Annotated in this window: 7 protein-coding genes; 6 read left to right on the top strand and 1 reads right to left on the bottom strand. The window is 59.8% G+C overall.

Annotated elements, in window-relative coordinates; translation table 11 throughout:
- The first annotated feature begins 78 nt into the window (after window positions 1–78).
- The 4 genes from J3U87_RS13740 to mltG all read left to right on the top strand — a co-directional run bounded on the left by J3U87_RS13740 (window position 79) and on the right by mltG (window position 5,525).
- The gene (locus tag J3U87_RS13740; RefSeq protein ID WP_237383620.1) at window positions 79–729 is read left to right on the top strand and encodes a precorrin-2 dehydrogenase/sirohydrochlorin ferrochelatase family protein; all 651 of its coding nucleotides are present in this window, start codon (window positions 79–81) and stop codon (window positions 727–729) included.
- A gap of 203 nt (window positions 730–932) precedes the next feature.
- A complete protein-coding gene (gene cobA / locus J3U87_RS13735) occupies window positions 933–1,706 on the top strand; it encodes a uroporphyrinogen-III C-methyltransferase (protein WP_237383619.1) in 774 nt (257 codons plus the stop codon).
- 369 nt (window positions 1,707–2,075) lie between these two features.
- Window positions 2,076–3,881, top strand: coding sequence for a hypothetical protein (locus J3U87_RS13730; RefSeq protein WP_237383618.1), 1,806 nt, complete (start codon window positions 2,076–2,078; stop codon window positions 3,879–3,881).
- A gap of 597 nt (window positions 3,882–4,478) precedes the next feature.
- A complete protein-coding gene (gene mltG, locus J3U87_RS13725) occupies window positions 4,479–5,525 on the top strand; it encodes an endolytic transglycosylase MltG (protein WP_237383617.1) in 1,047 nt (348 codons plus the stop codon).
- An 18-nt stretch (window positions 5,526–5,543) separates the two neighbouring features.
- Here mltG and J3U87_RS13720 read toward each other — a convergent pair whose 3' ends face one another.
- A complete protein-coding gene (locus tag J3U87_RS13720; RefSeq protein WP_237383616.1) occupies window positions 5,544–5,792 on the bottom strand; it encodes a hypothetical protein in 249 nt (82 codons plus the stop codon).
- Window positions 5,793–6,705: 913 nt separating this feature from the next.
- Here J3U87_RS13720 and J3U87_RS13715 point away from each other — a divergent pair.
- Complete coding sequence (locus J3U87_RS13715) at window positions 6,706–8,856, top strand: PhoX family protein (protein ID WP_237383615.1); 2,151 nt, start codon at window positions 6,706–6,708, stop codon at window positions 8,854–8,856.
- A 231-nt stretch (window positions 8,857–9,087) separates the two neighbouring features.
- Window positions 9,088–10,824, top strand: coding sequence for a hypothetical protein (locus J3U87_RS13710; protein WP_237383614.1), 1,737 nt, complete (start codon window positions 9,088–9,090; stop codon window positions 10,822–10,824).
- Window positions 10,825–11,583: the final 759 nt, after the last annotated feature.

Below are 11,583 nucleotides of genomic sequence, written 5' to 3'. Positions count from 1 at the left end.
TGCGCCGATCCCGGCGAACCGTTCGCCTAACCGTCGTTGCTCCATGGCAACGCATTTCGATTGTGTTGGAGGCGAATCATGGCCGAGTTCTATCCGGTTTTCGTCGATCTGCGCGGGCGTTCCTGCCTGGTGGTCGGCGCTGGGGCCATTGCTGAAATGAAAGTCGTGCCCCTGCTCGATTCCGGAGCCGACGTCACCCTGGTCGCACCTTGGGCCACGCCGGGGTTGGTCGCGATGGCCGAACGCGGTGCCTTGACCTGGCATCGGCGTGCCTTTCGCGACGAAGATGCCGTCAATCGGTTCCTGATCGTCGCCGCGACCGATGATCGCGAGGTCAATCGGCGCGTCTTCGAGTTGGCCGAAGCCGAGCAACGTTTGGTGAACGTGGTCGACGATCCGCCGCTTTGTAATTTCATCGTGCCGGCCATCGCCCAATCGGGTCCCGTTCAGGTGGCCGTGTCCACATCCGGACGAAGTCCGACCCTGGCCGGCAGGCTCCGCAACGCCATTCGCGACCAATTTCTCGGTGGCGACACCGGCATCCTCGCCGAATGGCTGGGCCGGTGGCGGCTCGCCCTCAAACAGCGCTTGGGTTCCTTCGAAGTGAAGCGGGGTTTTTGGGGAAAAGTCCTGGATTCCGAGATCCCTCAATTGGTGCGGTCGGGTCGTGAAGCCGAAGCCGAACGACGTTTGGCCGCCATGATGGAGTCATACCTCGAGAAAGTCTAACCGGAAGTAAGTGACCATCCGGAAGCCCTGCCGTCTGCGACGGCCGATGCCCTCGCCGGATGGACGCTGGTCACATCGAACGTGGTGCCCGATGCGAACGCGTTCGAGTTCCCCCACAACATTGACCGAAGCTGAGAAGCAGCACCTGATCGTTCGCGCTTCGGCCTTACCATTTGCTCCGATTGCGAGTTCGAGGACAGAAGATGACATTGGGAAAAGTTTATTTGATTGGCGCGGGCCCCGGTGCCCCCGATCTGATTACGTTGCGGGCCGTTCGCCTGCTGGAGCGCGCGGACATCGTGCTCTACGACCGCTTGGTGCACCCCGAAGTGTTGGATCACGCCACCGGCGCCGAGCGGATCTACGTGGGCAAGGCCAAAGGCGACGACATGCAGCTCCGCCAGGAACGGATCTTCGCGCTCATGATCGGTCACGCCCGTGAGGGAAAAATCGTGGTGCGACTGAAGGGAGGCGACCCCTTCGTGTTCGGGCGCGGCGGCGAAGAGCTGCTCGTGTTGAAAGACGCCGGTATTCCGGCCGAGGTCGTGCCCGGCGTGAGTTCCTGTATCTCGGCGCCCGAGGCGGCCTTGATCCCCGTGACCTATCGAGGCATCACGCCCTCGTTCGGCGTGTTCGCGGGACAACAGGGCACGCGTGCCAAACGCGCACAGGTCGATTGGGAAGCGGCCGCCCGCATCGGTACCGCCGTGTTCCTGATGGGTGTGGAGCGGTTGACGCTGATCGTCGAGCGCCTCGTCGCCCACGGTCGCAGTCCCCAAACCCCGGTCGCCCTGGTAGAGCGCGGCACCTTGCCGGAACAGAAGGTGGTGACCGGAACCCTGGCCGATATCGTGGACAAGGCGAAAGGCGTGCGGTCGCCGGCGACGATCGTGGTCGGCGAGGTCGTCAACGTACGTGAGAGTTTGTTGGCCACGGCCGAGGCCGGTGCGGGCGATTCCCTGATCGCCGCATCCTGATCGATCCATGCCGAAAAGATGTCGGGTTCCCCGAACCGGCCCTCCAATTGCGAATGCTTCGCTCGGAGGGCCGGTTCGGAGGACGTTCGTTCCGCCTTCGGCATCCAAGTCGCACATAAAGTCGGGTGAAATTTCAAGGTGCCGCTTATTGCCGTAAAACCCTGGATTGCCGCGCTTGCAGGCCTGTAAAAGATGAGCGCGCTCAACTTGGCCCTTCCCGCCAGGTAGTATAATGCCATCAAGTTCATGTATTGCGCCCACCTCGACCATTCGGGAGCTGTTCTTCCGTGGAGACGGTTCGACGGCGCGTTTCCGTGATGCGTGCGGCGGTCGCTTCCGCACCTCGCGATTTTGAAGGCAGGCCAGGCCATGGTGATTTACCCCACCGGAGAAAACCTAACCAAAGGCACATCGCAGTCATGGGGCGCCGTGATCCTGGTTCTTTTGTCCTTGGCGGGATATTTTGCGCTGGTTCTTCCGCGCGAGTCCCGCTTCAGCGAACTTCAGGAAGAGCGGCTGCACGTTCTCCACACGGCTTTGGAAGATCAGTTGGGCCAGGGTGAGCTGAAACAGGGTATTTACTTCCAGGCGATCAAGAACCCGCACCTGGTGGTCGACCCCGAATACGCCAGCAGTTTCGACGATGCCGTTCACCGGGCCTATGCCGACTATTCGTCCGCGGTTCAACCACTGACGCTGATCGCCAAGAGCGACGCCGGCAAGCGCTTGATCCTGGCCCTGATGCCCCACCACTGGGCGCTACTGATCCTGAGCGTCATCTGCCTCTTTTTTACCAATTACCTACTCGAACACCTATTCGACAAGCTATGGGTGATGAGCCTCACCGTCGTCGTGGCCATGTCCTGGTTTGTCTTTCCCTTCTTCGTTCCCGCCGGTTTTGCGCCTTCTCTGGAGTTCGCATGGGCCTACACCATGGCGACGCTGATGATGATCGCCTGTGTGTTGGGTCCCAAGGTGCAGTTGGAAGTGACGTTCAAAACCTGGTTCTTTCGCTTCGTGGAGTTCCGAACGAAAGTCCCCATTTGGTTGTTTTCACTCATGTTCGTTTTGGCCGTCTACGTGGTGACGGCCCACTTTTCCGGTTACGCGCACCTGTTCGAAGAGAAATCGTTGATCCTGATCGGCGTGGAAGCGCTCCTGTTGGCTTTGGTCTTTTCCTTTCTGCCGACGCGCGAAATTCTCGAAGACCGCGATCCCGAGGTGCATACCGACCGGGAATTGGCGCGGGTGGAAATGTTTTTGGACGAAGAGCGGCGCGACGAAGCCATGGCCATTCTGCGTGAATTGGTGCAGAACCCCACCAACGACGAACAGGTGCGGCGCATTGCCGATCTCGCCTTCAACCACGACAACAACGAGATCGCCACCCTCGCCTTTTCCTATCTGTTGCGCGAGGCCAACAAGAAGCAGGATCACAATGCCTCGCGGAACATTTTGGAAGACATGTTGCGCAACGACCTGGATGTCCCGGGCCATCTCCTGATCCGGACCATGGAAGTGGCCGTGAACAAGAACGAGCTGACCGCGGCCCGCAGGTTGGTGCCCTACGTGCTCGATCACCCCGAAATCATGGAAGATCAGGCGATGGAACTGGTCGGCACCATGACCGAAAAAATCATGTTGCAGCAGCGCCCGGATCGGGCCTATCTCTACGATTTGTTGGCCACGCTCAAGGTCAAATCGCCCAATCATCCCCTTCTCGAGAAGCTGGGTCTGTTTCTGGACAAAACGGCCAAATCGCTGGAGGACGAGAGCCACGTCATCTTTCACGACAAGGTGCATTCGCACATCGATGTGGTGCTTCGTCAGGTGGATAACGACCACATCCACATGACGCTGTCCAACGGCAAGGAACAAAAGGTACCCTGGACCGCCTTCCTGGCGATTTATGGATGCCACCTGCTGGGAACCGAGCGCGGTTTTCGGGGTTGCTTGATTTTGCGGTTCAAACGCAAGGTCTTCGCCTGCCATTTCCGCTCCAGCGAACTCGAAAAGTTCGAGGGCGCCGAAGGTTTCGAAGAGGTGTGGCGCCGCATCCTGAAGTTTGCGCCGGAAGATATTCCGCGCGTGAAGCTGTCGGAATTCGAGGACCTGCTGGATCCGAAGAAGGTGCCGGAGCGCGTCGACGCCTTCCTGAACGCCACCCAGGTGTGATGCAGGATTGGAGGCCGGAGCATGTATCGGTCTCCTGTGCTCTTCCGCGATCTTCGTGCCCTCTCTTGAAACGGAATGGTGGATTCAACCGGAGGAAGGTCTTGCCGTCGTCAAATCTTGATCGGGAAGACAGGAATGATCGAAACCTGGGAAAGCAGGATCATGATGTGACACCGAATGCCGATCCTTTCCTGGTTTCCGATGTTCATGGGTTCCTGCTTTATTTTTAGATGACCGACCCATGGCCCTTCGCCAGAAACCAGGTGTGTTGTTTCTTTCTCGAAATCGAGCGGGTATACCCGCTGGTCCGGGGCTAAAGTTCGAAGATAAAGCTATAAACCTAGATAGGCGGATGTTCGGGGAGTTCGTCGATAAATGTCGGCCCCCAGCCTGGGCGGCGACTGGGTGGTGAAAATATCCCTGTCCTTCGAAACCATGCCGTGTTCCCCACCCCGACTCAAGTTTCCCAGAAGCCGACCGCCGTTTCTTGGTAATCTTTTGGGACGATCCCGGCCATCGCCGCGCGGAACCCGTGTTCGCCTGGACGATCTCTCTTTCGCTAAGGGCCTGGGATGGAACCTGTTCTTGGGATGATTCATGGCCGTTCTACAAAAATCCGCGCGTCACCGCAAGATCGAGACATTGCTTAGAATCCTGTTCGTGCTCCTGGTCGCGGCCCATGTCGTCGCCTTGACCACCCACTTTTTCCTGGCCTATACCAAGGTGTTCCAGGTCCAACGCATCCCCGAGGATCAGCGTCGCTTTCACATCGCCGAAGGGGCCCACCTGAATTCGGTTCTGGAAGAACTCCAGCGCCGCAAACTCGCGCCGGCACCGTTCTACGTGCGGCTGGCGTTGATGCGCCACGATCCCGATCTCGTCATCAAGAAGGGAAATTACCGGTTTCCCGAGGAGGCTTCGACCTGGGACCTGATTCAGCAATTCGGGGACGGCCACGTGTTGCTGGAGAAAATCACCATTCCCGAGGGTCTCGACCATTGGGAGGTGGCGCGTCTGCTGGGAGAATCCCGTTGGGGCACCGAAGCCCAATTCCAAGCGCTGATCGACGATCCCACGCCGATTCGCGCGTTGGACGGCGACGCCACCAATTTGGAGGGATACCTGTTCCCGGAGACCTACTTTTTCCCCGAGGAAGCGACGCCCGAGCAAATCGTCGGGACCATGGTGCGGCACTTCGTGACCCGTACCGAGTCCCTGCGGGCCCGGCTTCCGGCCGCGGGCATGACGGTCCGCGAATGGGTCGCCCTGGCCAGCCTGGTGGAAAAGGAATCGGCCATTCCCCAGGAACGCAACCGTATCGCCGGCGTCTTCTCCAACCGCCTGAAGCGCGGCATGTTGCTCCAGTGCGATCCCACCATCATCTACAGTTTGAAGCTGAACAACCAGTACCGGGGTAAAATCTACCGTAGCCAGATTCGTCACGACCATCCCTACAATACTTATGTATACAAGGGATTGCCGCCCGGCCCGATCGCCAGTCCGGGACTTCAGTCGCTGACCGCCGCGCTCGAGCCCGAATCCCACGGCTTCTACTATTTCGTGGCGCGCAACGACGGCACCCACCAGTTCAGCAAGAATCTTCGCGAACACAATCGCGCCGTGCGGCGCTACCGTCGTCCCTGATCCCCGTCCGACGGGTGGTCAGGGCTCGAACGTGGGTGGCGCTTTTTCCGGCTGCAGGTTGAACTCGTCGCCGTGGCGGCGCTTCAGGTAGTCGAAGAAGGCGTCCATTTCGGAGGCGACTTCCTCCGAATAACGGAAAAAGATGGAACCCTGCTTGCCGTCCAGGACCGTGATCTGACAGAGGCCCTCGAGGGTGGGCAGCAGAATGGTCAGCAAGTTGAGCAGTGTGCGACTGACTTGGGCGCAGGTGCGGTGTTCGGCGATCAAAATCAACCCTCTTCACAAAAATCCGATCCATCCTAGCGCACCAGGGAGGTCGGTGGCCAGACCCTTGTGGCATAGAGGGATTTTGCGAGCATCGTACCCATCCAGAAACGGAAATATCGTGACTCCCAAGATGGTTAGGCTGGATGGGCACGGTATCAGGTTTCAGGGGTCAGGTATCCGTGAGATCCCGGTTCGAAGGTAACTAGCTGACACCCGGTACCTGACTGCTGATAGCCGCTTGCATGGAGAACCTGCCGGTTTCGAGGGACCCTGTCGAAAAACCGCCATTCCCGATTGGACACTGCTAAGCGTTTTCCTTGCAGGGCTTCCAGGGATTCTTGCGTTTTCTTTTAAAAATTTCACAGATCGCTAACTCGGGTCTCTAACAAAACTTGCCGCACCTTAACCGTGCCTTTATCCCCGATTGACACCCGTGTAGTTAAATGCCGTGGGTTTGGATCCGAGTCATCCCGTTCCGCCCTGCATTTCGCAGTCACACCCCCACTGAACCGTGCTTTCTCGAACCGAAGGCCCTGAGTTTGGTTTGCCTGGTGGCGGATCGGAGCCAACCATCGCACGAGGTGGTCGGATGATCCCGGGTATCGGATTCACACGCTGTTCCATGGGATCGATTCGCGTGCATGCCGAGTATTTTGGCGCCGTGGGCGTGGCGATGGCTCTCTTCGCACGTCTTCAGGAGCGATCCACCTCGGACGACGATCGTCTGGATCGCCGCTTGTTCCCACACTCATAGACCTCAAAAGGAGATGGCGTTTTGTTTAAAACGTTTATGAAATCAAAGCTCGTGAAATGGACCGGAGCTGTTGGACTTGCCTCATCTTTGTGTTTTTCCGTTCCCACCTTTGCCGGAGACGAAGTCTCTCCGTTTGCTCCGCTTTCTTCGATGGTGGCGGTGACTTCGCGCACCCCCATCCCCGAAATCGTCAAGAAGATGGTCGACGACTACGCCAAGGGCCAGTTGGCCGAAGGCGTCGAGTTCCCTCTGGACAACAAGATCACCGACACGGTTCGGACCATCGGATTTCGTCATAACGTCGTCGCCAAGTGGTTGGATCCCCTGACCACTTCCGATGCGGTCGACGCACCCCGCTTCGGTGCCAACTGCGATTTCATCGCGTTCTTCGGTGACGACTGGAACGCCGACTGGGAATCCGGTGCCGTCAACAGCAGCCCCATGAACGCCGGTTCCAGCCGTTCCGGTTGGGTTTGGGTCAACCACGAATACATTTCCAATGCCTACCCCACCCCCGAAAGCGCACCGACCGGTCAACACATGACCCTGGCTCGATTCCTCTCCAAAAAAGGCACGCTCGAAAACGACGTGACCGCGGACGTTTGGGATCAAGCCGACGTGGACACCTACATCGAGTGGCACAAGAAACAGGTGGGCGGTGCCTGGTTCCGCATCGTGCAGGACCCCCTCTCCCTGAAATGGAGCGTCGATCCCGAAGCCGAGGGCGTGGCTCGCTTCGACGCCACTTCCGACACCAAAGTGCGCGTCGTGGGCTACAACATTCAGCGCATCGCTCAGGACGATCGGGGCGCCGACCTGCCCGAGAACGTCGTGCCCGGTATCGCCGGTGACTGCTCTGGCGGCTTGAGCCCCTGGGGCACCGTGGTGACCGCCGAAGAGAACGTCCAGTCCTACTACGGCGACCTGGAAACCGCCTGGTCGAGCAGCAACCGTTTCAAGGCCGGCGAAGGTTTCGATCCCGGTGCCAACGTGACCCTGAACGTGGAGCCCCAATCCACCGATTCCCAGCGTTTCGGCCGTACCAGCGACGTGAACAAGCGCCGCGACCGCGACAACTACGGTTTCCTGGTGGAAATCGATCCCACGCAGGATCCTTCCAAGTTCTACAATTCCGCCAACAGCGGCGGTGACGGCCTGGGCCACCGCAAGATCGGCACCATGGGTCGCGTCCGCTGGGAAAACGCCACCTTCGCCGTGGGCGCCGATTGGAAACTGATCCCCAACAAGCCGGTCGTCATCTACGGTGCCAACGATCGCCGCAGCGGCCGCATCTACAAGTTCGTTTCCAGCCAGCCCTACACGCCGGGCATGACCCGCGCCCAGGTTCGCGCGCTGCTGGACGACGGTGATCTGTACGTCGCGCACTTCGCCGGCTTGGACCACCAGACCGGCATCACCCTGTACGACGCCTCCAACCCCACCGGCGGCGGCATCGTGCCCACCGTCGAAGCACCCGGTCAGGGCCGCTGGATCAAGATGAGCGTAACCAACACCGAAGACGATGCCCCCAACGCACCCGCCCTGGGTGCCGGCACCAAGGTCGGTGCGGCGCTTCGGGATCAGAACTGGAACGGCATCGGCGGCATCCCCGACGAGAACACCCTCAAGGCCATCCTGTTCACCGCCTGTAACAAGCTCGGCGTCGCCGAGTTGAACCGTCCCGAGGATCTGGAATACAACCCCAAGGATCCCAGCGGTACCCCGCGCGTCTACGTGGCGTTCACCAACCACACCCGCCCCGCGGCCAACAACCAGGACGGTGTGATGGACGAGAACACGCCCAGCCGTACCGATCGCGACGGTTCCATCTTCGCGATGCAGGAAGTCAGCCCGTTCGCACCTTCGGATTCCAAGACCTTCATCTACTTCCGCGTTTGGAAGGGCTACACGCCGGCGAGCGAAGAGGATGCCGAGCCGTTTGCAGCCGGTGATCCGGACAACCTGGCGATCGGTGTGAACGGCGAGGTCTTCTTCGGTACCGACGGTAACCCCGGCAGCACCGGTCGTACCCGCGCGGACGCCATCTACTACCTGGACCTGGATCCCGCCCACAAGGAAGGTGCCGAAGGCATCGTGAACCCCACCTACGGCCAGGCGTTCCGCTTCATCGCCTCTCCCGGCGATTCCGAAGCTACCGGCCCCTGGTTCACGCCTGACCAGAAAACGCTGTTCTTCAACGTACAGCACCCCGGCTCCAACTACGTCGAATCTCCGAGCACCTGGCCGCAAGAGCGGACCCGTCCGGCGATTCTGCCGCGGACGATCCCCGTCCTCAAAGACGGCGAGTAAGGTCGAACCCCGAGGCGGCGGAGCCCACCCCGCTCCTCGATTCGAAGATCCGAACGCCAGGCCTGAGGCGTTTCGGAACTCGCGAACCCGCACCGGAAACGGTGCGGGTTTTCGCCGTTTATGCACCATGGATGGGAGGATGCCGTGGAACCCCAAACTGAAAATGTGACCCCAACCAATACAGTAATCACCTATCAGGCTGCCAAAAACAATCTTTCAGGAGCCACGACCGTGAAAAGTTCTTTGTTCGCCGTCTTCGTGTTCGCCTTGCTTTCGGCGGCCGGCGGCCTAGCCTTCAACCTTACCGACGACCCCGATGAGGAGACCACCACCGTGGTGGTCCCTCTGGAATCGGCCAAGATCGAGGGTGCATACGACCCCCTGGCCCTGGCGATGGCCACCAAGGGACAGATCTCCAACTACGAGGCCACCGTTCCGCCCCAGTGCTACACCAAGACTGCCGGTACCGCCAATCCCTGCTGGACCTGCCACACCAACCCGCAGCTTCCCAACGAGCTGGTCGACTGGGAGCTCCAGGAAGAGTATGCCTTCAGCGATTTCGCCATGACCAACCGCTGGTTCAACCTGTTCAAGGATCGCCGCGAAGCCATGGCCGGGATCGGCGACGAGGAAGTCATCGCCTATGTGCGCGGCGAAAACTACAAGGCCCTTCGCGACGCCTTGACGACGGCGCCCGGCTATCCCGGCTACGTACCCGATCTCGATTTCGAGGCGGGCTTCGACGACGAGGGTTTCGCCAAGGATGGCAGCATGTGGCGTGCGTTGCGTTACAAGCCGTTCCTGGGTACCTTCTGGCCCACCAACGGCTCCACCGACGATGTGTTCATCCGCCTGCCCGAGAAGTTCCGGACCTTGGACGGCAAGCCTTCACGTGACATCTACAAGGCCAACCTGTCAATCCTGGAGGCCGTGATCGCCGCGGGTCCGATGGCGGGCCGCGGCAGTCGATTCGTCTATGAGATCGAGCCCCTGAACGAAGAAGCGATCCAAGCCGACCTCGACGGCGACGGCCGGATCGCCGGGGTGGTCCGCGAAATTCGCGGCTTTCCCCAAGCCTATGTGGGTGACGCTTCCGGCGAATCCACCCGTCAGTACATCTATCCCAAGGGCACCGAATACCTGCACAGCGTGCGTTATCTGGACCCCGAAGCGCCTGGCATGACGGCCCGCCGCATGAAGGAATTGCGTTACTCCAAGAAAGTCAAGTACCTGGATTCCTGGGGCATCTCCTACATGTACGAGCAGGAGTACAACGAAAAGGAAGCCGGTGATCTGCCCATTTTCTCCGGTGGCCCCCAGGTGGGCATCCTCAACGGCTTCGGCTGGCAACTCCAGGGTTTCATCGAAGACGAGAAGGGGCGGTTGCGGCTGCAGACCAGCGAGGAACATCAGTTCTGCATGGGTTGCCACAGCGCCATCGGCGTGACGGTCGACCACACCTTCACCCTGGCTCGCAAAGTACCCGGCGCCGAGGGATGGCGTTACCAAAACCCCACCGGTTTGCGGGACGTGCCGCAGCAGGGGCACGAGAAACCCGAAATCGCCACCTATTTCGAACGTGTCACCGGCGGCGACGAGTTCCGCGCCAACGCCGAGGTCCTGAGCCGCTTTTTCGAAAACGGCAAACCTCGCGAAGCGGAAATCGCGCGGGCGGCGCCGGGCGGCGACAAGGACATCACCCACCTGATCGCGCCCTCACCCCGGCGTGCCTTGGATCTCAACCGCGCCTACATGGCCATCGTGCGGGAACAATCGTTCCAGTTCGGTCGCGATGCCTTGCTCGGCCCCATCGAAAACGTGCACGAACACATCGAAAATGGGTCCACCGACCTGGCCGACACGGGCAAGGTGTTCAGGGACGGACGGCTGTGGCTGGATTGGCGTTGGCAACCGCCGAAAGGCGAATCCACCAAGCGCGACCAAGCGGAAAAGTCGTCCCCGCAGTGATGGATCGATCGACAACCGCATAAAAAAACGGCAAAAGCACTTGGGGCTTTTGCCGTTTTTTTCATTCTGAAGACGGGACCTTCGCAGAGCCCGCATTTTCGTTAGGAGCACCGAGCCTGTAGGTTGGCCCGCTGGGCCGACACGTCGAAGCAACCCAAGCAACAGTAATCAATTGCGCCAAAGGGCGAAGCCCAGAATCTCCCTCGCAACCCCAATTCGAAGTCGCAAAGTCCCAAATTCCCGGATCGTGAGAGGTGTATAAGGCCTGTAGGTTGAGCAGCTTGCTCAACCAATCGAAGCAACCCAAGCAACAGCAATCAATTGCGCCAAAGAGTGAAGCCGCCCCATTCCCTCACGACCCCCATCGAAAGCCGTAAGGTCCAAGGTTATCGGGTCGTGAGAGCGACGTAAGGCCTGTAGGCTGAGCAGCTTGCCATGCTGGCCGTGCTCAACCAATCGAAGCGGCGGCGCATCGATCGAGTAGAGTCATCGAGAGATCGAATGGATCGGGGTATCCGTGTCGTGAGAGCTGGAGTGTGGCCCTTTCGTTCGGCAACGAGAAGCAGCCGACTTCGTTTGGAAGGGCACATCCGGCGGGCTTACCGCTCCTGATGTACCTACCTGGCATCACGTCTCTTGCGGCCTCCAGGTACTCCGAGGTCCGGTCACTTCGAGGGTGTACGATCGAGGAGAATGAGGGGCTCCGCTCTGAGGCGTTTGTTGCTGAAGCTGCTCGAGTAGCTTCGATTGGTGGAGCAG

Source organism: Sulfidibacter corallicola (assembly GCF_017498545.1).
Taxonomy (GTDB): Bacteria; Acidobacteriota; Holophagae; order Acanthopleuribacterales; family Acanthopleuribacteraceae; genus Sulfidibacter; species Sulfidibacter corallicola.
This window is presented reverse-complemented; position numbering and strand designations above follow the sequence as displayed.

Coding starts and splice junctions, on each gene's coding strand:
- J3U87_RS13740 (WP_237383620.1), top strand. CDS start 79: ATGGCCGAGTTCTATCCGGTTTTCGTCGATCTGCGCGGGCGTTCCTGC.
- cobA (WP_237383619.1), top strand. CDS start 933: ATGACATTGGGAAAAGTTTATTTGATTGGCGCGGGCCCCGGTGCCCCC.
- J3U87_RS13730 (WP_237383618.1), top strand. CDS start 2,076: ATGGTGATTTACCCCACCGGAGAAAACCTAACCAAAGGCACATCGCAG.
- mltG (WP_237383617.1), top strand. CDS start 4,479: ATGGCCGTTCTACAAAAATCCGCGCGTCACCGCAAGATCGAGACATTG.